We start from the raw sequence: 21,610 nt of genomic DNA on the forward strand, positions 1-21,610 counted from the left end.
GGACGCCGCCAAGTTAGGGCTGGGTTAGAGCCATTTTTTGCGCCGGAAGAACAAGAGCATGCCGACTACGATACCAATCATCACCACCCAGACGAAGGGGTAAAACCACCATACTTTGAGTTCTGGCATGTAGTCGAAGTTCATGCCGTAAATGCCGACGATGAAGGTCAGTGGCATCCAGATGGTGGAAAAAATCGTGAGAAACTTCATGACTTCATTGATCCGACGCGAGGCCACGGCCAGGTGGGCTTCTGCCACGTTGGTCGCCAGTTCGATGAGGATGGCACAGTTTTCCTCAAGGCGGATCGCGTGATCATAGACATCCCGAAAGTAAATGGCCGTCTTCGGTTCGATGAACGGGAGGTCTTCCCGCCGGCTGAGGCGGAGCAACATCTCGCGTTGGAGGCCCATGAGTCGCCGCAGTGTCATGAGTTCGCGCTTGGTCTTGAGGACGGTCGGAAGCACGTCCTGGTCGGATTCGGTGAAGATACGCGCTTCGACTTCCTGAATCTGGTCTTCGACATCGGCCAGGACTGGAAACACCTGATCGATCATCCGGTCCACGATGGCGTGCAGGACCAAATCGAGATGCTGGTCCATGGTCGTGTCGCGGGCGTCCACAATTTCGGCGACTTCCTCGGCCGGAGCAAAGCCCCGGTCGTGAATCGTCACCAGGAAGCCAACGCCGAGATAGACTGCCAGCCGATTCGTGGTGCAGTGTCCGACGCCCAGTGTCGGCAGAACCGTTTCGTCGCTGATGCCGGCCACGCTTTGAAAGACCATGAAGAGGTAGTCTTCGTGTTCGTCTATTTTCGGGCGATGCTCTGGGCTGAGGGCATCCTCGACCGTCAGCGGGTGAAAGCCAAAGAGGTTGGCGATGGACTGTACCATCGCCTGGGATGGCGCCGACAGATCGAGCCAGAACGACCGTTGCCGCCGGGACTGCCAGCAGTCACGTAGGACGGTTTCCGTCAACTCTGGGAGCGGACGGAGTCCGGCTCCATTGTGGATGCGCAAGGTTGCCGACCGCTGGAGGTCCGCCAGCGGTGGCGGCGGCGGCGGTACGACGTTCTCGATGAGGGAGAGCCGTCCGGTTGCGTGTTGTTCCATGGGCGCATTCACCCTTCGTCGCTGGTTGCCCGGCGTGATTCAAGCGTTGGTGTGGATTCGTCATCAATCAGCGTTTCCCAGCCAATTGCTGTGACGGCGGCTTCCATGGCCAGCCGCGCGGTAATCTCTTCGAGCCGTCGGGTTTCTTCCGTAGCCTGTCCGTCACCGCTGATGGTTGCTTCCAGGCGAACTTTATCCGAGCCGAGTAAATCCACACTCCGGAGCGATTGCAACTTGAACTGGCTGCGGGCAATTTCCTGAATCAACAGCGGTCGGATGTGGGCTTCTTGTGGTTCGCCACAGGTGACTTCCAAGCGATAGCGGGTTTCCAGATCAGCTTGGTCAATTGGCTGGCGGTTGATGCGCCGCGCCAATGGACGGAGCGCCAGATGGGTAACCACGACAAATGCTGTCAGCAGGATGGCTTCTGGTGCAAGTCCTGACCCGGCGAGGACACCAATGGCCGAAGAGCACCAGAGCGTCGCGGCGGTGTTCAGCCCACGGACCGTCGCCCCTTCCTTCAAGATCACGCCACCGGCGAGAAAACCAATCCCCGACACGACTTGTGCCGCGACACGGGTCGGGCTGGTATCCACTTTGTCAACCAGTGCTGGCAACGCCACGTAAGCCGCCGAGCCGATAGCCACCAGCGCGTTCGTCCGCAGACCGGCTTGGCGTTGCCGCCACTGGCGCTCAAGTCCGACGGCCGCGCCGCAGAGCGCCGCCAGAAGTAGTTGGGCGGCAAAGGCCATCCAGGTCACAACCGGGCTCCCGTGCTTGCCTTGAGTTTAGCCATCACCTGTTTCATGTCGTCCCAAACTTCGCGTTTCTTGTCAGGCGAGCGCAGTAAGTAGGCAGGGTGGAAGGTTGGCATGAGTGGTATGCCACGGTAATCGTGGAACTGTCCACGGATTTTGGAAATACTGCTCAACTTTGGATCACCAAGGAGGGCGCTGGCGGCTGATGCGCCGAGAGCAACGATGACATCTGGACCGATGACGGCAAGCTGCCGGTGCAGAAAGCCGACACAGGCCGCGACCTCATCGCGTTCTGGCGTCCGGTTTTCTGGGGGACGACACTTGACGACATTGCAGATATAGACCGCCTCGCGGCGCAAGCCCATCGCGGCGATGATTTTGTCAAGCAACTGACCGGCGCGGCCAACGAACGGACGACCTGTAGCGTCCTCGTCCGCGCCCGGACCTTCACCCACAAAGACGAGCCGGGCCTGTGGTGAGCCCTCGCCGAAGACGATATGCCGACGGTGCTTGGCGAGTTTGCAGCGTTGGCAATCACCTAAATCGGTCTGGATTTCCTCCAGCGTCTTGTCAGTGGGGGGCGGGCTTGGCAAGCTGAACGCCTCTCCAAAGAGCGAATCCTGTCGTTGTCCCGGCAAAGTCATCGCGGCTTGGTTGCAGTCCATCGTCATTCTAGGTACAGTGGAGGGCATAGCTTCCGAGTTGACCTGGCAAGTTGACTGACCGAATGCTGAATGGTCCGTGGGCTGCTCAGGTTTGTCATCGTTGGGTCTGGGTGTCTGGTGATCCGGTTCGGTGTTCACTGCTTCCGGTGTGGTTAGTGTCTGTGCCGCGGTCGGCGTGGTGCGGATGAGCAACGGAGAAGCGGCCTGGCCGGTTGCCGCGAAAAACGTCACGCCACTCTCGCGCAGAAATTGAACATGGCGGGTTAGGTCCTCGATGAGGGGACGCGCGGCTTCGCGGATCGTTTCCTGGCTCATAGTTTGCTGTCCTAGGGGTGAGTATTGCTGATAAGCAAAGTTTGGCGCAGCCGTTTGCGACACTTCTGGTGATGTAAGACGGCGTACTGATTCCAGCCTAGCCTTGGGTAACATTGGCGTATCGTGGTCAACGTATGGTAGTCCAGTTTGATAGCGTTCACCAGAACATTGCGGCGCTCTGCACTTTTCTATGGTCTTTTGCCCGGTAAGTTGTATATAAACCACCCACCCACTCACCGGCTTTTATTGACAAGTACCATGCGCGCTGTCGTCACAAGCACGGGTCATCGTCTTACAGATACCCGACTGCGTGTTCGCGGTGAGGGCATCCGAAGGTCTTGGTATGGAGGACAGTCCTGGTGCTAACTGGCATGGGGCACCCTTGATTCGGTGCCGGCCGGCAAGGGTAAGACCAAGGGTACGACTATGGGTTTTTTCGACCGCTTTTTTGGCAAGAAAAAAGAAGAACCACCCCGCACACCAACCCCCGCCTACGTCCCGCCGGAGCCGCCCCCGCTTCCTACGGGAGGGCGGACTTGGTCAGGACCGACGGACGTCGCGCCAGAACCGGCTGCGCCACCACCACCAGAGCAGACCTTTGAAACTCGCCCGCTTACCGACGCGCCGCCAGCCGAGCCTGCGGTCACGGCGGTTGCCGAGCCGGAGGCGCAAAGAAACCTAGTCGCCGCGGTCGAAGCCGAGGACGCATCAGCGTTGCTTGGGGATGACGCTGATTTTTCAATGCCAGACCTGATCGAGCCGTCAGCGGCGACTGCTTCAGCGGCGTCGGCGCTGGCACCCTTGCCGGCGGGCGATACCACGCAAGATCAAGCCGTTGTTGGTGTTGTCGGAGAAGTCGTGGTTGGCGCGACACGACTGGAAACGCCGTCGTCTGGAATGGATGTGGCGGACTTGAGCGCCGATGAGGCTGATTTTGACCTCCCCACCGCCACTCCGGCTGAATCTGCATCCGCGGCTGAAGCTACTACGGATGGCATCTTCGCGGGTTTTGACGGTGAAGATGACTTGGAGGGCTTCGACGACGCCTTCGAAAGTATCCTGACGCGCGGAGAAGCGGATGACTTTGGCGAAGACGCTGCGCCGGCCGTCACCACTGACCAGTCTGAGGTACGGACGCTATTTTCTGAGATTGCGGCCAACTACATTCGCCCGGTCAAAGCCTTTATGATCGAGTTGCGGGCGGGTGCGGCCCGTAAGGAATGGCTAGAAATGTGCCAGCCGGCGATCAGCAGTCTGGGCAAGTCGGCATTGGGCATGGGCATGGAAGATGTCAGTGATGCTGTCCAGGACTTTGAATCGCTACTATCCGAGGCGCGGGCCTCGCGGGAGGGGATGGTTAGTGGTGAGCTGCGCGAGCGCATCCTGGACAATTATCAACTGTTGACGGAAATGCTCCCGGCCACTTTTGTGATTGATGACAACACGCTTCAGTCCGAAGGCATGATTGTCAACTCGCTACTCAAGCAAATTCCTGAAGTTGGCAAGGTCACGATAGATAAGCTCTATCGCGCCGGGTTGATCACCATCGAGAGCTTCCTCGTGGGAGCCAAGGAAGACTTGGCCGTGGCGACTGGACTGCCAATTTGGCTAGCCGAAAAGATTGTCGAAAAGTTCAAGTCTTACCAGCAGGAACTAGAAAGCGGCACGGTGCAATCTGGACGCGATGGGCTCCTGAAGCGCCTTGAACAGCTCACGCGCGATCTCCAGGACGCTCACGAAGCCTATGAGATTGCCACCGCGGAAGAGTCGAATAACCCGTCGGCGACTGAAGACCGGCGCTTTTATCGCCAGGCGCGCCAAGAAACGCAGCTTCAAATCAACGTGCTCCTGGCGGAGTTGGGCGCTGTTGAGTTGGCGAATGAAATCCAGCGCCTTTCGTTTGAGAAACGGATTGAGCGATTACGGCGCTATGTAGCGGACGAGCGGCCATAATGACATTTCTGGTGGCGGTTCCACACGTAGTTTCAAGACTACCCGGCGTGATGTGCTGGAGCGCAAGGATGATGTGTCAGATTGAGCGGCATTGCCCACCATATTTGAAAAAACGGCGAAAGGGGTTCCTCCATGCCTGAGTTCACCTTGGAAGAAGTTATTGAACGAGTCACACGCGGCGAATCGCTGGAGCGGGCAGATTTGCGCGACCTCGACTTGGCAAAAGCCAATCTCAACAATGCGAACTTACGTCGAGCCGACCTCGAGGGGGCCAACCTGGAAGAAGCTACCTTGAAGCGCGCAAACTTGGCGAGCGTGAGTTTGCGCGACGCCTTCCTGGTCCGGGCTGACCTGGAAGGGGCTAACTTGCGCGGGGCGGACCTGGAAAGCGCCAACTTGGAAGGGGCCAACTTGCGCGGAGCTGACTTGTCGCGGGCCAATCTCGAAGGCGCGAATCTTGAGGGCGCTGACCTGACCGATGCGCGGCTTCCGTCGGCCCAGTTGATTGACGCCAAGCTTGGCGTCGCTACGCTGGAAAACGCGAGCTTCGCCAATGCCGATTTGCGAAATGCCTATCTGGGCGGGGCAAACCTGACATCCGCGGACTTCCAGAATGCCATCCTGGAGTCGGCTAACTTTGAAGAAGCCCTGCTGACTGGCGCAAACCTGCGTGATGCCGTGCTCCGGCGGGCAACCTTGCCCGGCGCTGACCTCTCTGGCGCCAAGCTAGAACGTGCCATCCTCGAAGGCGCTGATCTCTCGCAGGTCAGCTTGCAGGATGCGGATTGCCGGTACGCAAAGTTTCAGGGGGCGCGCCTGAAGGGCGCTCGGTTCAATCGAACCCGCCTCTACGGGAGTGATTTCTCGGTTGAAGTGGCCGACGGCGCCCAGGTTGATGAGGTGGACTTCAGCGCCGCAGGCGATGGTTCCCAACTGATTCCGCTTTCAGGACTGGCTGCCTTCCTCAATGGTAAAACCGATGGCGGCACGGCCTCGCCACAGGCGGCCGTGGCCGTTGCTCCGGCACCGACCAATCGGCGCTACTTTGGCCACGGCGACGTGCTGCGTGACGCCTCATTGGAATTTGATGCCGATTCGATTGTCGAAGTGGACGGCCGGTTCTTGAAATGCAACATCACGTTAGGGCAGGGCGCGCAGCTCATCATTGGCCGCGAAGGCTTGCTGGATGGCTGCCAAGTTCACGGCAGTGGTGTCTTGGTCGTCCACGGACGGTTCACTTCGGAGGCCGCTCCCGGTATTGACGGCGCGCGCCGGATCATCGTTGGTTCGACCGGGTCGGTCCGTGCGACTGTCAAGCAACCGGCTGGTCATACGCACTTTGCCTTTGAGCCAGGTTGTGTCCTCCGGCTCAAAACGGAACGGGCTTAGTCGAGCCAGTGCGCCCTGATGGCACACCCTGACTGTTAGATTGTTCGATTTTTTCACCCCCATAAGCGAGGAAGTGTTCATGGCGGAGAAACTGACAACCGTCGAAGAAGGCAGCGAAGTGACCGGCACGTTGAAATCCACCTGTGGGGTCACGGTGAGTGGTAAAGTGAGCGGCGAACTGCATGCGCCGGCATTGGTCATTGCCACGACTGGCGCTGTTCACGGCACCGTCAAAGTGGATAAGCTCCATTCCGAAGGTGAACTCTCAGGTCGAATTGACGCCGACACGATTGAGCTGTCGGGCCGGATCAATGACCAAACCACCATCACCGCCCGTTCGCTTGAAGTCAAAAGCTCAAATGGCGATCAGCCAACTGCAATCTTTGGCAATTGTGTCATCGAGGTCGGGGTTGACCCGAACGAGCCAGCAGCTCAAGCTCCAGCCCCGGTGAAAGAGGGCAAAGGCAAGAAGGGGCAGTCCGCGCCTGAACCGGCTGGCGAGTGATTCAGTCCGACACAAAGCTATCTTCCTGACGAAAAGCTGCGGGTTAGAACAAACCAAGCAGATTGATGGGCCAAGCGGCACCCGAGTCTGCTTGGTTTGTTGGGAAGGCTTATCTGGAAGATGTCCGTTTGGCTTGCGCCTGCTTGTTCTTAAGCGCGCGGATATACTTACGTGGGTTTTTGTCGAACTTCGGCTTGCAGGCCGGACAACAGAAATAATAACGCTTGCCTTGGTAAGCACTGTAGGCAGCGTCGGACGGGTCTTCGACCTCCTCCAACATCACGGGACAAATTGGCTTTTCTGCCGATGCGGCACCTGCCGCTGGGGATTGTCCACTGACCGCGAAGGCTTCCACCGTAAGCCCTGGGGAAACCAGACTGAGGCTGAGAAGACAACCTAAGGCACAAACGAAACGAAGCATCTTCAAAAACTCCAAAAGCTGATGGAGCACAAGACAGGCGCCGTTTGAACCGCGCCCAGCTTGTAGGCTTTAATCGGCTTGATAGTCTTTGAGTTGGAATTTATCTGTGGGCTTGGCCACGTAGGGTCGTCCAGCCTAGCGCCAGTCCGTGCGCAGCGGTTTCCCCAAGCAACAAACCAAGCGCGCCGCACAAGATGCTGGCGGTCAGATAGCCGACCGACCAGAGCGCCCCATGTTCACGCCAGATGGTCACCGTTTCATACTCGAAGGTTGAAAACGTCGTAAATGCTCCCAGGAAACCTGTTGTCAGAGCCAGGCGCAGCCACGCCGGGATGCCAATGCGATCAGTCAGCAGGGCAACGATGAAGCCAAAGCAAAATGAACCGCTGACATTGATGACAAACGTTGGAAAGGGAAACCGCAGTGACCAGCCTCCAAGCGCCGAGAGGCTAATCGCATAACGCAGCATCGCGCCGCAGGCACCACCAATTGCTACAACGGCATAATTGACGACAAGAGACATAAAACACCGTGGCGTGGCCCGTCAGGTGATCTTGCCATTGCCACGCTTGGTGGCTACACCGATTGATGAAATGCTGGTGGGCAAGGTGAACAAGCCTTGGTCAACTGTCAGCCTGGAGCCTAGTTTGTGACTGGCTGGACGGCATATTTTCCGCCTTCAGTTGCGACAATATACCCCCATGGACAAGCGTGGTCATGCTCAAAGATATTGAGCCATCGTTCCGCTGCCGACTGTGGGATCAATCGCTTTTTATTTTCCAGAAGCTCAACCGGATACAAATCGTATCCCATCACCCAGGCAAAGGGCAGATGCGCCGTGGTGGGTAAAATGTCCGCCCAGTAAAACGCTGTTTGGCCACCTGACGAAACCCGCACGCACTGGGTGAAGTCATTATGCCCGCGAACTGGCACCACCCACACACCGGGTGAAACCTCGACTTCGCCTTCAACCAGGACGAACTGGCCCGCCGCGGCGACCGGCTCCCAGTCTTCCCGGAGATAACTGGCGCGATCCCGTTCGTGTGGATGTTGGGCGTGCTCATATTCGGCGCGCTGAATCACATAACGCGCCTTGGGAAAGGTTGGGCGTACTGTGCCTTGTTCGGTCCGATAGGTGTTGCCACCCGCATGGTCAAAATGCAGATGGGTATTGATGACCAGCGTCACGTCCTCCGGTGTCAAACCCAGCGCCGCCAGCGACTGGGGAACGGTCGTTTCGTGGGCAATGCCATACATGTCAATGTGTTTGGCGCTCCATTTCGTGCCGATGCCGGTATCCACGAGAATCGTGTCGTGGGGCGTTCGAACAAGCAATGTGTTCAGGCCGAGCACGATTCGGTGCTTTTCATCTGGTGGCGCGACTCGCTCCCACAGCACCCGTGGCACGACGCCGAACATCGCGCCGCCATCCAGGCGAAATGTTCCGTCCGAAACAATGTCAAGCTCAACATCACCAAGCGTCAACCCCATCCCTATGTCCTCTCTCTTGGCGAATCGTTGGCTAATAGCTGCTTGCGCCAAGCGATCCCAAGAAAAAGATGGTGCAAGCGCCAACGAGCAATACGGGCACTAGAACCGCCAGCAATGCACCTGCCAGGAAACCATACCAACGAAAGTACACGGTTATGAACAGCACGAACGCAATCCCCAACCCCATCCCGCCGAAGAAGACTAGGTTGGGGATAATCGGCGGCAACCCATAGTTCATCGCGGTGAAAATCAAGAGAAAAAACATGACTGTGCCATACGCCAGTGTCCCAAAAAAGCCAAGCAGTGCCTGCAAAATGAATGGGATAGCAACGTTCGGCCGCGGTGGGGTTGGATAGGGAGATGGTCCATAAGCCGGTGGCTGATTGTAGGATGACATGGCGTCCTTCTCACGCAGACCGCGCGAAGAGCTTTGAAATCAGTTCCATGACTTCAGCGTGGCCACAGGGCTTGCCGGCCGTCTGTTCGACGGCTTTGAGCTTGCGCGCCATCTGAAGAATTGGGGCTTCGAGTTCGCCAAACGCTACCTGAAGCGCCGTATGCCGCGCCGCTTTTTCCTCTGGCGAAAGCTGATTCACCCGGTCGTTGAGATAGTTGACAAACAGGCTCAACATGGCGGCCGCCATTTCAGCAGTGGCCTGAAGCGTCTGTTGCTGCTGCTTGAGTAGATCGGCCAGTTGTCGCGTCCGTCGCCGGTAAATATCGGCTTCGGCGGCAATTTCCGGCGCCGCGTAGGTGTTTTGCTCAAAGTTGACCGGCGACAGTTCCTGCGTAATGCGCCGATACTTTCCAGAGACATATTCCTTGAGAATTGCGTCTGATTCGCTTGTCCCACGGATTTGGAGCTGTTCCTGTAGCTCGTGCCGGTAGCCGAAGACGCTGCGCAGGTAATCCTGCAAGTCCGGACGCTCCATCGCGCCTAGCTCCATGATCAGCAAGCGGAGGAAATCCTTGTCTTCAACCAAACGCGCCAGCCGTTCGAGACGCTGGCGATACTCGCCAACCAGAAAGCGGGTCAGTTTTTCACCGAGTTCCGGCTGGAAGTGAGCAATGCGCTGACTCTGCTCGAAGGCCAGGAGCAGCTCCATGTCGTTGATGAGTGAGATGAGGAGTTCGCCGGCGATGGTATCTGTATCAGGAGCCGGCGGCAGTGGCTCGTGGTTTCCCATAGACATCACACAGGGGGCTTTTACACAGGCGGCTTTTCGACCAGGTGGCTGCTGTTCAGCGCGTGGCAGTTATTTGGATTTGATGACCGTCCAATAGTAGTCGTATCGCGGTAAAATTGCACCGACATCTTCAATGACCGTGCACTTTTGAAGAAGATGCTCCGGCGGGAAAACATAGGGATTTTCAGCCCAAGTGGGCGGTAACAGCGCCCGCGCTGTCCGATTGGGGGTGCCATAGCCGGTGACTTGAACGATTTCCGCCGAGGCCTGGGGTTCGAGAATGTAATCCATGAACCGCTCGGCCAGTTCCGGGTGCGCTGCATTGGCCGGGATGGCCAGGCAATCCACGGCCCGCGTGCCACCTTCCCTGGGCACCACAAAGGCGATGTTCGGGTTCTGCCGCGCTGCTTTGGCAATCTGACCGTTGAAGCCCTGAACCAACCAAGCTTCGCCGTTGAGCAAGAGTTGCTCGAACGTCGCGCTGTCGTAGGTCAAAACCAGTGATTTCTGGGCGGTGAGGTCAGCGGCCGCCTGCTGAAGCTCCGCTTCGTCACGGCTATTGGGGGAGGCTCCCCGCCGGCGCAAAGCCGCGCCAAAGCATTCCCGAATATCATCGAGCATGGCGATGCGCCCGCGGTACCGCGCATCCCAGAGGGCATCCCAGCTTGCCACGGGTTCGCTGACTTTGTCGCGGCGGTAACCAATCCCCGTGATGACGAAGGTGTACGGGACGGTGTAGCGATTTTCAGGGTCATAGGATGCGCCAAGAAAGGCTGGATCGAGATGGTGCCAGTTGGTCAGTCGTGACCGGTCAATCGGTCGGAGCAGTCCCTCGCGCACCAGGATGCCAACCAAGTAATCACTCGGCGCAATGAGGTCATACCGCGCCACGCCGGTCTGCAACTTGGCAAGCAAGGCTTCGTTGGAATCGTAGGTCTCAACCACCACGCGGCAGCGATAGCGTTGTTCAAAGTCGCGGAGCAGCCGTTCGGATGTGTAGTTTGACCAAATGTAGATATGAAGCGTCGTCTCACTTGCCATGTGGGGAGGTGGTCCCAGGGCAACGGCCGTTAGTCCCAGAAAGCCGGCCCCCACACTGAGCCGTCCCCAGCGCGGCAGTCGCCGGAGGCGTTGCGCAACCTGGGCTAAACCAACCAACACGACTGTGGATATCAGCAACAGGCTGGTCGCCGCATTGATTTCAGGCGAAACGCCCGTCTTCATTTTTGAGTAGAGCAGCACCGGGAACGTCGTCACACCGTCGCCTGACACCAGGCTGGTTATGACGCAATCGTCAAGCGAGAGGGCAAAACAGAGCAGTCCACTGCCGGTCAGCGCCGGCGCCAGCCACGGGAGGGTCACGTTCCAAAATGCGGCGACTGGCGTTGCGCCTAGGTCGCGGGCGGCCTCCAGCCATCGCTCATCAAAGCTGGCCAGTCGCGCCCGGACAATGAACACCACATACGAAGTGCAAAATGCCACGTGCGCCAGTAAGACCGACCAGAAGCCCAGCGCCAGTCCCACCTGGGCAAACAGGGCCACCGACGCAAAACCAATGACAACCTCCGGCAGGAGTACCGGCAGATAAAATAAACGCTCCAGCCACGATTGCCCAGGAAGGCGATGCTTGCCCAGCGCCAGCCCGGCCAGTGTGCCTATAACCAACGCCGTTACCGTGGTGGCGAGGGCGACTCGTAAGCTGGTTTGAATGGCGGTGAGCAGGGACGGATTGGAAGCCGCCTTGACATACCACGCGCCAACGAACCCAGCCTTGAAATCAGCCGTCGGCTGTGCCGTCAGCGATACCCAAATGAGGGTCAGCAGTGGCGCGTAAAGGTAGATATAAACCAGACTGGTCAGCGTGACGAGCTTCCATGGCGCACGCGCGCGCCCTGTCCAGTCCGGCATCCCTACCCCTACTCCTCAGGTCGTTCCGGCAGGACGCTCGGCGGCCGAAGGGCCGAGGTAGTCGGTTGGTTCTCGATGACCCCAATCTTTTCCAGCAACTTGCGTTTCACCATGGCATCATAGATTTTCCACTTTGAACGCATGAAGTCCTCGTCATACGTGCCCGACAAAAAGCCGATGGGGATTTCAAAGCCACCCGCTTCGTGCTTGCCGCCGCCGTAGTAGTGTCCCGCCGTATCTCGCCCAAGGGCGGATTTCAGAAACTGGTCAGGGTTGAGCGTGACTTTCGAGGTTCGGAGGCTGCCGATAATGACTTCGCGTTCGCCTTCCTTGGTGATGATGCCATACACCACGGCCGTGTGGATGTTTTCCTCGGTCAAGAGGAAGTCGGCCGCCTGGGGAATGGCATCCCGGTCTTCGTAGCGCACGTAGCCAACGCCGGCAATGCTGTAATTGTCTCGAACAATCCGCTTTTCAAGCGCCAAGTTGATGATGTCAATGGCGCGTTTTGACCGCTTGACGTTGAGGATTTCGTTGAGCAGCGTTGGGTCTATAAACTGCGACAAGTAACCAGCCGACTGGAAGTCGCTTTCCCGCGCCCGAATCATCCCATTGGTTTCCGTGCGGATGGCGTGCATAAGCGCGGTTGCCAGCCGGACGTGCTGTGGATTGGACTTCTCAAGTGGGAAAGCATCGCGCAGGTATTCAGCGTAAATCGTTGCCGTCGCGCCAACCTTGCGAATATCGGTGAAAACCGCCTCAATCAATCCCTGTCGCTCGTGGTGATCGACGATGACCAGTGGTTTGACACCGGCCTCCCGCAGCTTGCTGGTCAGGGTGGTGGTTGTCCCCTGGTTGTCAATGAAAATACTGGCTTGGTATTGGCTCAGATCAATGGTCGGGTCGTAGTGCAGCAACTCGATTTGCAGCAGTTGTACCAGCGCAAGGTTTTCCTGGTGACTAATAAACCCGTCATAGACGATGTCCACCGTGATGTTGAAGTTGGAGGCAATCATCTGGTGGGCCAGCGCCGAGGCAATGGCGTCCGGGTCGGGGAAGTTCTGAATGGCGACGATGTGCCGCTCACCCCGATGGGCGTCGAGCGTTGCCTTCAGCTCCACCACGGGCCGGCTGTCGGGCACGAGACGACCGTCTGGGCTGCTACCTAATCCGTTCGTGTGCTCTTTGGCTTCGCGCTGCGCGACCGTGGATTCAGCGACCGACACGGTGGGCATGCCGGTCATTGAACCCTCGGCCGGTGTCCCTTTGTCAAGTGCAGTTTTGTCGCGTCCAGCCGCGGCGCTTTTCTCGCGTGACATAATTCAAGAACCTTTCAAAGTCCTGCCGAGTCATTGATTTTTACCGACTCGCGGCCAGAAGTATAACGCACCCACTGCCCCCTGGCGCATGGCCTCGCAGCAGGTAGGGTCGTCGTGGGTTATCCGTGCTGAACCGGCGCGCTGGGCTCCATAACGCCCTGAACCGTTTCGGCGATGAGGTTGTCAACGACGGCGTGTAAATCACCATTCGTTTCGTTGAAGATGCGGATTTGCCGGTCGGCGCTGGTGCCTTCCTTGAGTATGGTGTGAACGTAGTCAAGTTCAGCCCGACTCCCCAAGCCGTCAACGACATCATCCACGAACTCAAGGAGTTCCAGAATAAGATCGCGCACAGGAACTTCAGCCTGCTTGCCGAGGTCGAGGAGCTTGCCGTCCAGCCCATAGCGAACCGCCCGCCACTTGTTTTCTTCGATCAGCATGCGCCGATAGAGCCGGAAGCCCATATTCTGGCGCAGGAGCTTGTAGAGCTTGGCGACGACTGCCTGAAAAAGGGCGGCAATCGCAATGACTTCATCCACCTTGGAGGGAAGGTCACAAATGCGAAACTCGAGCGTGGGGAAGACTGGATGCGGGCGCAAGTCCCACCAAATCTTTTTGCCGTTGTCAATACATCCAGTTTTGACGAGGAGCTTGACGTAGTTGTCGAATTCACTCGCTGAACCAAAGTAATCTGGAATACCTGTCCGGGGAAACTGCTTGAAGACTTCGGAGCGGTACGACTTCAACCCCGTGTTGCGGCCGATCCAAAAGGGCGAACTGGTCGTGAGCGCGAGGATGTGGGGCAGGAAGTAACGGGCGGCATTCATGATGTGGATGGCATCATCGCGGCTTTCAATACCCACGTGAACATGGAGGCCATAGATGGACAGCGCGCGTGCCAACTGCTGCATTTCCTCGATGAGCTGAAAGTAGCGTTCATTTGGCGTGATTTCCTGGTCTTTCCAGTGCGAAAAAGGGTGGGTTGACGCCGCCACGATCCGAAGGTCTTTTTTCTGCGCCAAGGTGGCGACCGTGCGCCGCAGTTTGACGACATCGGCGCGGGCTTCCTGAATGTTGCGACAAATGCCGGTTCCGACTTCCACCATGGACTGGTGCATTTCAGGCTTGAGCTGCTCCCCCAACAGCATCATGCCCTCGTCTAGGATTTCGGCCACCCGTGAGCGAAGTTCCCGTGTGTTGGGGTCAACGATCTGGAACTCTTCTTCAATACCCAGTGTGAACTCTTGAGCCATAGATGTCCTCTGACAAAACAAACTAGCGAAAATGTGAACCGACAGCGGGAACGCCAGATTCAGAAAAAAGCCAACCTCACGCTTTGAGGACGAACGTCGGCACCATGCCGCCGCCCGAGGTGACATTGCAGAGCGCCGTGCTCGACAGCCGGGTAAACGCGCCGCCGACCTTGCCGTGAAACAACAGTGGGTCGAGGTCCACGAGTTGTTCGATGAAGGTGATGTCACCCTCCGGCGTGAAGTGCGGGAACACCTCGTGAGCCGTCGGCACTTTTTCCTGCACCAGGCAATCACCGGCAAGGCCGTCGGCAATCGCCGCGTCCCATTCGGCCGGCGTTGCCTCCCACCCGACAACAACCCCCTTGCCGCCATATTCATCGTTCGGCTTGATGACCAGCCGTGACTGGTTGGCGCGGATAAAGTCCAGAAGGGCGATTGGTTCGCCGGCATAGGTCGTCGGTCCGTCAGCCAGCCGCCGCGTCCAGGGGATATGCGCTCGAATGGCCGCGTGCTGCTCTGGCGTAAACAGCGATGCGTAACGCTCATCGGTGAGGATGCCAAAAAACATCTTCTTGTGGACGAACTTCGTACGGAACCCGTTGACGACGCAGACGGCACGGTCGCGGTAAGCATTCACCAGCGCCCTGCACTCGTCTGGGCGTTCGAGGATGTCGTTGGTCAACACGCGCCGGTAAACCAAGTCGATGGCAAAGTCGCCCTGCCGCAACTTGCCGTTGTGATAGTCCAGCTTTTCAGGCGGGGCAATGATGCATTCAAAGCCTTCGTCATGGAAGTAGGCCTGGAACTGCTCAAACTCGCACTGCGTTGGGAGGCCTTCCCAGTCCACGATGGCGATCCGGGGCTTGTCCGAGCCGTTGCTCCACTCCCGATAAGCGGTCAGGAGCGTTTCCAGAAGCAAGTGCCGGGCATAGAGCGGCGTCACCGGATACGTTGCGGTAAACTGCTGCATGACTGGCAGTTCCATGAAAATGCGGGCCATGACTTCGCAATAGGAGATCCCGGCCGGATTTTCGGCGTTGAGTTCAACGAAAGAAAACGTGTCTTCGGTGAGAAACGAGTCGAGCCGCGACGTAATGGAGATGCCCGTGTAGCCTGGCTCGATTTCGATCAGGCGGGCTTCGCCATCCGTGATGCCCAAGTCGTCGTACATCCGGCGGTCGGTGAGCGCCGCGCGCCCGACTGTCTCGACGCATTCCCAAATGCGAGCGCACTCCGCGCAGAGGTAACGCCAGCGTTCGGCTGTGACGAAGTGTGGGCGAAGGTAAGGGGAGAGCGGCCGCCCACCGAAAATCATTTTTTCTTCGGCGCTGCGCGCGGCCAGAAAATCGCGCGCTTCCGTCAATGTGGTGGGCGAGGCCTGAAGCAGCGCATCATAGTGCGCCGTGGCGGCTTTCAAGTAAGGGTGGCTTTCCATGGCTTCTCCGGGAAAGGGCGCTGGTCTAGCGCGGGCTGGTCTCGGCGCGTTCAGCAAGAAGTTCTTGCCACCGGAAGCTATGCGTCCGTTCGTGCGGGCGACCGGTTTGCGCGAAGCGAATGAGCATCTGGCTGACGGTCGAGACCATCCACTCGAAGTTGACCGGACCGACCGAGAATGAATCAGCGTCCGGGGCCGGGTTCATGAAGTCAATGGCGTAGGGGATGCCATCCCGAATGGCGAACTCAATGGTATTGATGTCATAGCCAAGCGCCTCACACAACAGGCGACACTCCCGCACGATGCGCGCATGCAGGTCGGGTTCAAGGTAGTCCTCTGGGGTAATGTCGAGGTACTGCGTGGGATACGGGCGCGCCGGATCGTAGGGCATGATCAGCACATGCTGCTTGCCAATACAATAGCACCGCACGTAACGGTCAAACTTCACGAACTCCTGAAGCGTCATGCAGAGCTGCCCGGTTCGGTCATAGACCTGAATCAGCTCGTCAAGTGAGTTGATCCGATAGACATCCCGCCAGCCGCCGCCATCATGTGGCTTGAGGATGGCCGGCAAGCCGACATAATCCACAATGGACTGCCAGTCGAGCGGAAACTGGAGGTTGCGGAGCGACTGGGACGTAATGCGCTCCATGTATTCCTTCTGCGGGAGCAGGGCCGTCTTGGGAATCGCCACGCCCAGTTTGTCGGCCATGGCGTAGTTGAAAAACTTGTCGTCAGCCGACCACCAGAACGGGTTGTTGACAATGATGGTCCCTGACAGGTAGGCGTTTTTCAGGTACGCCCGATAGAACGGAATCTCGTGGGAAATACGGTCAATGATAACCGCATAGGGACAGGGCGCATCCATTTGGACGCCGCCAATGGTGACATACTCAGCCGTAACGCCGGTTTCATTCGACTGCATGTTGATGCGCTCGATGAGCGCTGGTGGGAAGGTGTTTTCGCGTCCAACCAAAACGCCAACTTTTTTCATACGTATTGACGAATCCTTTAGAGTTTGGCCGCCAACGACCTCTCGTCGTTTGTTCAGCCGCCGCGAGATGAACTTGGATGGTGAAACGGTGCGATGCGCTCGCGCCGTTGTCAAGCGCTAGCGCGCAAGTCGCGGCTTGCGGCTATGGACGGTCGCCCTTTAGGATGACCAACTACGAAAGCTTCCTGGTTTGGATTTGAAGGGAACGGCTCGGATTTCAAGGAAATCATAAAAAACAGCATGAACCTAACGCCTGCTGAAATTGCAGCTTCAGTTGTTGAGCGCGCGCGCCGGCTAGGGGCGACGGCGGCAGAAGTCCTGCTGCGTGAGAGCGTCGAATTCTCGGCTTCGGTGCGCTTGGGTGAGGTTGAAACCGTCAAGGAAGCTGCCAGCCGTGGCTTGGGGCTGCGGGTGTTGCTCGACGGACGGCAGGCCTCGGTTTCCACCTCCGATTTGTCACCGACCGCCTTGGATGAGTTGGCGGAGACGGCGCTGGCGCTGGCGCGGGCCACCTCGGTGGATGATACGGCTGGTATTCCAGACCCATCTGACCTGGCCACCGAAACGCCCGATCTGGACCTCTACGACGCCGCCATCTTGGCGTTGTCATCCGACGAAAAAATTCGCCTGGCGCTGACTGCCGAGGAAGCGGCCCGCGCCTATGATGCGCGGGTCGTCAACTTCGAGGGCGGCGGCGTGGACAGTGGCGCCGGCCACACCGTACTGGTAAACTCGCTGGGGTTCGTGGGCGAATACCGCAGCGCATCGCTGTCGCTGGCAACCGTTCCAGTCGCGCGCGACGCTGACGGACGGCTGCAACGGGACTACTGGTACGACACACGACGCAAGGTCGCGGCGCTTGAAAGCCCAACGAGTATTGGTCGCCGCGCGGCCGAACGCGCGATTCGCAAGCTGGGTGCGCGCCGTGTCCCGACCCAACGGTGTCCGGTCGTGTTTGCCCCGGAAGTGGCGGCAAGTCTGGTCGGCCACATCTTTGGGGCGGTTTCCGGGGATGCCATTTTTCGCAAGGCATCGTTTTTGGTTGGCAAGCTCGGTGAAACGATAGCTTCGCCACTCGTCACGGTGATTGATGACGGACGCCTGCCGCAGGGCCTCGGTTCGCGTCCGTTTGACGGCGAGGGCGTGCCGACGCGCCAGACCGTCGTGATTCGGGCCGGAACGTTGGAAAGCTACCTGCACAACACCTACACGGCGCGCAAGCTCGGCGAGCGCACAACCGGCAATGCGTCCCGCGGTTTGACCGGAGCGCCCACGGTCGGAGCCAACAACATGTATCTCGTCGCCGGCCCACACCCACCGGAAGCCATCCTCGCCTCGGTCAAAAACGGCTTCTATGTCACCGAACTCATCGGCTTTGGGGTCAATGGTGTCACGGGTGACTATTCCCGCGGCGCGGCCGGGCAGTGGATTCAAGACGGTGAACTTGCCTTTCCGGTCGAAGAAGTCACCATTGCGGGCAACCTGCTGACCATGCTCAAACAAATCGAAATGGTTGGGAACGACCTCGATTTTCGCGGGCGCATGGCAGCGCCGACGCTCAAGATTGGCGAACTGATGATCAGTGGTGACTAACGTCTCGAAAAGACCACCGACTAAAACCTGAAAGGAAAGACAAATCAATGCCTTGCGCAAAAACATTTCTCGCGATGTTGCTGGGGTTTGGGCTGAGCTTTTTCCCAGGGGCATCGCATCCATCGGCCGCAGGGCCGGTCCAGGGCAACATGCTCTGCACCGGCACCGAAAAGCTGATCTTCGGGGCGACGACAACGAGCGGAAAGATGGTTTGCCTGTGTGCCTCGGCTGACTTCACCAACAAGAAAGGCTACCTACAGTATCGCTTTGGGCGGCCTGGGCGAGTCGAGTTGGAATATCCCGCCGACCAAAGTGTTGGTTCTCAGCGGTTGTTCTACTATGCGCATTACACGCGCTATCAACGCGAGTGGGCTTCCGTCCGCTTCAAGAACAAGGAATACAACTACCGAATCTACTACAGCTACGACGGCGAAGCTGGGCGACCGACGGTTGAGTACGGTTTGAATGTCTATCTCGGCGAAGGCGACAAGGGCACCAATTTCACACTACGGCGCAATAGCGTGGTCGGTGCACTCCAGGAACTCGAAGGGGCTATCCAGTGTGACCGTGAGGACGCGCTGGCCGACTGTCCGTGATGTGGAACGGTGCTTGGAATAGACTGCACGCCGTAGGCTGAGGGGGGCGGCAACGTCAGCCCGGCGGGAGTGCCTGCAAAAATCGTTGCCAAGCTGGCTGTCGCCGGAAACGTAAGCGACTGCGACAGATGCCGCCTTGGGGACACCGGAAAGCATTTGGATTGGCGCAATGTTTCGCCACGCAGGGGACATCGGCTGGCGCATGCTGGAAGCGGGGTGGGACACCGCCTGGCTTCTCCTGGCGCCGCAGCGGTGTCGGTGCTGCGGTGACTTGGTTGAACGGTACCGGGATGGTGTCGTTTGCCAATCCTGCTGGGAACGATGGCTCACCGAGCAAAAGCAGCGCCCGATGATTTGTGAGCGTTGTGGTCGGTGGGCAGACGCAACCGTGACGGTCGGCATGGCACGGCGCGAGTGCGAGCAGTGCGCGCCGTGGGTGCTGACTTGGGCGCGGTCCGCCGGCGCCTACACCGGCGCGCTGCGCGTGACGTTACTGGCTCTGAAACGTGCCCCGCCGTTGCCCGTGCCGCTCCGCCGGTTGCTTCAGCAGATTTGGCAGCATGAAAGCCTGCTGCATACGAGTGACCTGATTGTACCGATTCCCCTTGCGCAGGAACGGCAAGCGCGCCGTGGCTACAATCAGGCGGAGTTGCTGGCCCGTGAGGTTGCGCGCGCTGCCCAGCGGCCGCTGGTGCTCGGCGTGGTGGAGCGCGTCAGGGAGACCATCCCGCATCGCGCCGGACTCGATGAACAAGCACGTCGGGCTGGACTGAAAGGCGCGTTTTGCGTGGCGCGCCCACGCCTGGTTCGCAATCGGCGGGTCTTGTTGGTGGATGATGTGCTGACTTCAGGCGCTACGCTCGATCTGGCTGCCCAGGCCCTGCTTGCTGCCGGGGCGCTGGACGTCAGCGCGCTGACCGCTGCGCGCACGCTTCGGCGCGCGCGCCCAGTAATCCGATGATCAGACGCCAAGCGGCACACCAAGAGCGGCAGGTATGCCTTGTGGCCGGATTGACGGCCGTGGCGTTTTCAGCCTTGGTGGTTGTCCATCCGCAGCCACTGGCCTGGGAAATTGCCTTCACGCGCTGGGTTCAGCAGTGGACGCTGCTTTACCTACCGCTGGCAGCGGTGTCCTGGCCCGGCAATTCGGTCGCCATACAGGGGCTGGGGCTGGTACTGATTTGCTGGCTGCTGGCACGTCACGGGTGGCGGCGGGAGGCGCGGACGTTGGCCTGGGTAGGCGTTGGCGTCTTTCTGCTGAACCTGGGCCTCAAGGCACTGGTTGGGCGGCCACGTCCAACGGCGGAGGTCGTGACACTGTACGCGGCGGCCCATGGATGGAGCTTTCCATCCGGTCATGTGATGTTCTACACGGCGTTCTACGGTGGCTTGGTCGGCTTTGCCGGCGGTAAGCTGTCGCCGGGCATCAGCCGGACGGTTATCATGGCGCTGGGCGCGCTCCTGGTTGGCTTGGTTGGATGGTCGCGGATTTTCTTGGGCGCGCACTGGTTGACCGATGTCATAGCCGGCTACGGCTTCGGAATCGTCTGGCTGCTTCTCATTGGACGGCCGTTGTGGCGCCCGTCACTTTTGGAAACCAGACCTGCCACGGCAAGTCCTGACCACTCGCCGTCTAAACCGTAATGCGCAGAGGAATCTGCCCGTATCACCGAGATTCCCAACCACCACCCGCTTGATCAGCAAAGGAAAATCACAATGTCTGACCTTTGGATTCCACCGTGGCTGTTACCCTGGCTGCCAGGCATTCCCTGGATGCGTATCTGGACCTACCTGATTGTTTTTTACCTGATCTACTCACTCTTCACGTTGTGGTCCTACCGGTTTTCGATTCAGGCAACCGGAATGCGCGAAGCAACCTTCCAGCAGGCAGCCATCGTGCGGGCCGTGGATATTGGGCTGCTGATTCTGGCGTTCTTCCTGCCGATTTCCTGGCTTGTCAAGCTGCCACTGCTCTTCGTGGGGCAGATTGTCGCCTTTGCGCTGGTTTTTGAAGCGCCTGCCGGACGCGCCATCATTGGCGCGATGCTTTCGTGGATCATGGCCGGGATGTTCACGGCCATCTACATTGGGCTTTTGGCGCTCTACATTTGGTTGTTCCGCAGCTTGCCGTATGGCTATGGCATGGCGTGATGACTCGGCGCGGCGGTGTGCCGCGCCGTGGCTCGTAGGTACATGTTCTTGAGTTCGATGTAGTGCTGGACGCCTTCGGCAATGCGCTGGCGCTCCGCGTCGGTGACGGGACGCTTCACCTTGGCCGGCACGCCCGCGACGAGTGAGCCGTCCGGCACCACCATGCCTTCGGGAACGACTGCGCCGGCCGCCACGATGCTGCCTTCGCCAACCACGGCGCCATCCAGGACGATGGCCCCCATGCCGATGAGGCAGTGGTCGCCAATCGTGCAGCCATGGGCGATGACGCGGTGCCCGACGAGAACGCGGCAACCAATGTGAAGCGCAAACCGCCCGCCAGTGACGTGAAGCACACTGTTGTCTTGAATGTTTGTTTCAGCGCCGATGCGAATGTGGTTGACATCACCGCGCACGGTGCAGTTGAACCAAATGCTGGCATCCCGGCCAACCTCGACCGCACCGATGACATCCGCCGACGGTGCGATATAAACCCCAGCCTCCAGCTTTGGAAATGCCTGCTCAAACGCTAGAACTGCCATCGCCCCTGACGCTCCTTGTTGTGACTTT

The 21,610-nt window shown here is 58.8% G+C and carries 22 protein-coding genes; 8 read left to right on the forward strand and 14 right to left on the reverse strand.

From position 1 onward, the window contains the following. Positions 1 to 24: 24 nt before the first annotated feature. The 3 genes from corA to J8C06_RS01570 are packed head-to-tail and all read right to left on the reverse strand — an operon-like array spanning position 25 to position 2,848. Entirely contained in the window at positions 25 to 1,110 is a 1,086-nt protein-coding gene (gene corA / locus J8C06_RS01560; protein ID WP_211429050.1) for a magnesium/cobalt transporter CorA, read from the reverse strand. An 8-nt stretch (positions 1,111 to 1,118) separates the two neighbouring features. Next, positions 1,119 to 1,862: an MgtC/SapB family protein gene (locus tag J8C06_RS01565; RefSeq protein ID WP_211429797.1), complete on the reverse strand. Its 744-nt coding sequence runs from the start codon at positions 1,860 to 1,862 to the stop codon at positions 1,119 to 1,121. Positions 1,863 to 1,867: 5 nt separating this feature from the next. Then, on the reverse strand, positions 1,868 to 2,848 hold the full coding sequence (locus J8C06_RS01570) for a uracil-DNA glycosylase (protein ID WP_343216862.1): 981 nt from the start codon (positions 2,846 to 2,848) through the stop codon (positions 1,868 to 1,870). Positions 2,849 to 3,274: 426 nt separating this feature from the next. Between J8C06_RS01570 and J8C06_RS01575 the strand changes: the two genes are divergently transcribed. The 3 genes from J8C06_RS01575 to J8C06_RS01585 all read left to right on the forward strand — a co-directional run bounded on the left by J8C06_RS01575 (position 3,275) and on the right by J8C06_RS01585 (position 6,695). Beyond that, positions 3,275 to 4,801, forward strand: coding sequence for a hypothetical protein (locus J8C06_RS01575; RefSeq protein ID WP_211429051.1), 1,527 nt, complete (start codon positions 3,275 to 3,277; stop codon positions 4,799 to 4,801). 132 nt (positions 4,802 to 4,933) lie between these two features. Continuing rightward, positions 4,934 to 6,190 carry a pentapeptide repeat-containing protein gene (locus J8C06_RS01580; RefSeq protein WP_211429052.1) on the forward strand — a complete coding sequence of 419 codons (1,257 nt, stop codon included), beginning with the start codon at positions 4,934 to 4,936 and terminating at the stop codon, positions 6,188 to 6,190. A gap of 79 nt (positions 6,191 to 6,269) precedes the next feature. Further along, a complete protein-coding gene (locus J8C06_RS01585; RefSeq protein ID WP_211429053.1) occupies positions 6,270 to 6,695 on the forward strand; it encodes a bactofilin family protein in 426 nt (141 codons plus the stop codon). Positions 6,696 to 6,804: 109 nt separating this feature from the next. Here J8C06_RS01585 and J8C06_RS15105 read toward each other — a convergent pair whose 3' ends face one another. The 10 genes from J8C06_RS15105 to J8C06_RS01635 all read right to left on the reverse strand — a co-directional run bounded on the left by J8C06_RS15105 (position 6,805) and on the right by J8C06_RS01635 (position 16,703). Further along, positions 6,805 to 7,116 carry a YHS domain-containing protein gene (locus tag J8C06_RS15105; RefSeq protein WP_246602060.1) on the reverse strand — a complete coding sequence of 104 codons (312 nt, stop codon included), beginning with the start codon at positions 7,114 to 7,116 and terminating at the stop codon, positions 6,805 to 6,807. 100 nt (positions 7,117 to 7,216) lie between these two features. After that, positions 7,217 to 7,639, reverse strand: coding sequence for a fluoride efflux transporter CrcB (gene crcB / locus J8C06_RS01595; RefSeq protein WP_211429054.1), 423 nt, complete (start codon positions 7,637 to 7,639; stop codon positions 7,217 to 7,219). Positions 7,640 to 7,758: 119 nt separating this feature from the next. Then, positions 7,759 to 8,607, reverse strand: coding sequence for an MBL fold metallo-hydrolase (locus J8C06_RS01600; RefSeq protein ID WP_211429055.1), 849 nt, complete (start codon positions 8,605 to 8,607; stop codon positions 7,759 to 7,761). Positions 8,608 to 8,638: 31 nt separating this feature from the next. Next, the gene (locus tag J8C06_RS01605) at positions 8,639 to 9,004 is read right to left on the reverse strand and encodes a hypothetical protein (protein WP_211429056.1); all 366 of its coding nucleotides are present in this window, start codon (positions 9,002 to 9,004) and stop codon (positions 8,639 to 8,641) included. Between the two features lie 10 nt (positions 9,005 to 9,014). Next, positions 9,015 to 9,794: a hypothetical protein gene (locus tag J8C06_RS01610; protein WP_211429057.1), complete on the reverse strand. Its 780-nt coding sequence runs from the start codon at positions 9,792 to 9,794 to the stop codon at positions 9,015 to 9,017. 69 nt (positions 9,795 to 9,863) lie between these two features. Continuing rightward, the gene (locus tag J8C06_RS01615; RefSeq protein ID WP_211429058.1) at positions 9,864 to 11,702 is read right to left on the reverse strand and encodes an extracellular solute-binding protein; all 1,839 of its coding nucleotides are present in this window, start codon (positions 11,700 to 11,702) and stop codon (positions 9,864 to 9,866) included. 8 nt (positions 11,703 to 11,710) lie between these two features. After that, positions 11,711 to 13,021, reverse strand: coding sequence for a DHH family phosphoesterase (locus J8C06_RS01620; RefSeq protein WP_211429059.1), 1,311 nt, complete (start codon positions 13,019 to 13,021; stop codon positions 11,711 to 11,713). 119 nt (positions 13,022 to 13,140) lie between these two features. Next, a complete protein-coding gene (locus J8C06_RS01625) occupies positions 13,141 to 14,274 on the reverse strand; it encodes a carboxylate-amine ligase (protein WP_211429060.1) in 1,134 nt (377 codons plus the stop codon). A gap of 76 nt (positions 14,275 to 14,350) precedes the next feature. Continuing rightward, the gene (locus tag J8C06_RS01630; protein ID WP_211429061.1) at positions 14,351 to 15,709 is read right to left on the reverse strand and encodes a hypothetical protein; all 1,359 of its coding nucleotides are present in this window, start codon (positions 15,707 to 15,709) and stop codon (positions 14,351 to 14,353) included. A 25-nt stretch (positions 15,710 to 15,734) separates the two neighbouring features. After that, on the reverse strand, positions 15,735 to 16,703 hold the full coding sequence (locus tag J8C06_RS01635) for an ATP-grasp domain-containing protein (RefSeq protein ID WP_211429062.1): 969 nt from the start codon (positions 16,701 to 16,703) through the stop codon (positions 15,735 to 15,737). Between the two features lie 240 nt (positions 16,704 to 16,943). Here J8C06_RS01635 and J8C06_RS01640 point away from each other — a divergent pair, with 240 nt between their 5' ends. The 5 genes from J8C06_RS01640 to J8C06_RS01660 all read left to right on the forward strand — a co-directional run bounded on the left by J8C06_RS01640 (position 16,944) and on the right by J8C06_RS01660 (position 21,043). Then, positions 16,944 to 18,296 (forward strand): TldD/PmbA family protein, encoded by a 1,353-nt coding sequence (locus tag J8C06_RS01640; RefSeq protein WP_211429063.1) that lies wholly within the window; start codon positions 16,944 to 16,946, stop codon positions 18,294 to 18,296. A 47-nt stretch (positions 18,297 to 18,343) separates the two neighbouring features. Then, positions 18,344 to 18,892: a hypothetical protein gene (locus tag J8C06_RS01645; protein ID WP_211429064.1), complete on the forward strand. Its 549-nt coding sequence runs from the start codon at positions 18,344 to 18,346 to the stop codon at positions 18,890 to 18,892. 169 nt (positions 18,893 to 19,061) lie between these two features. Beyond that, the gene (locus J8C06_RS01650; RefSeq protein ID WP_211429065.1) at positions 19,062 to 19,853 is read left to right on the forward strand and encodes a ComF family protein; all 792 of its coding nucleotides are present in this window, start codon (positions 19,062 to 19,064) and stop codon (positions 19,851 to 19,853) included. Further along, positions 19,850 to 20,536 (forward strand): phosphatase PAP2 family protein, encoded by a 687-nt coding sequence (locus J8C06_RS01655; RefSeq protein ID WP_211429066.1) that lies wholly within the window; start codon positions 19,850 to 19,852, stop codon positions 20,534 to 20,536. The genes J8C06_RS01650 and J8C06_RS01655 overlap by 4 nt, the downstream gene beginning before the upstream one ends. 72 nt (positions 20,537 to 20,608) lie before the next feature. Beyond that, positions 20,609 to 21,043 (forward strand): hypothetical protein, encoded by a 435-nt coding sequence (locus J8C06_RS01660; protein ID WP_211429067.1) that lies wholly within the window; start codon positions 20,609 to 20,611, stop codon positions 21,041 to 21,043. On the opposite strand, the gene J8C06_RS01665 is transcribed toward J8C06_RS01660, so the two are convergent. Next, entirely contained in the window at positions 21,028 to 21,582 is a 555-nt protein-coding gene (locus tag J8C06_RS01665) for a gamma carbonic anhydrase family protein (RefSeq protein WP_211429068.1), read from the reverse strand. The two genes, J8C06_RS01660 and J8C06_RS01665, sit on opposite strands and share 16 nt — an antisense overlap. Positions 21,583 to 21,610: the final 28 nt, after the last annotated feature.

This window comes from Chloracidobacterium validum, from assembly GCF_018304825.1.
Classification (GTDB): domain Bacteria; phylum Acidobacteriota; class Blastocatellia; order Chloracidobacteriales; family Chloracidobacteriaceae; genus Chloracidobacterium; species Chloracidobacterium validum.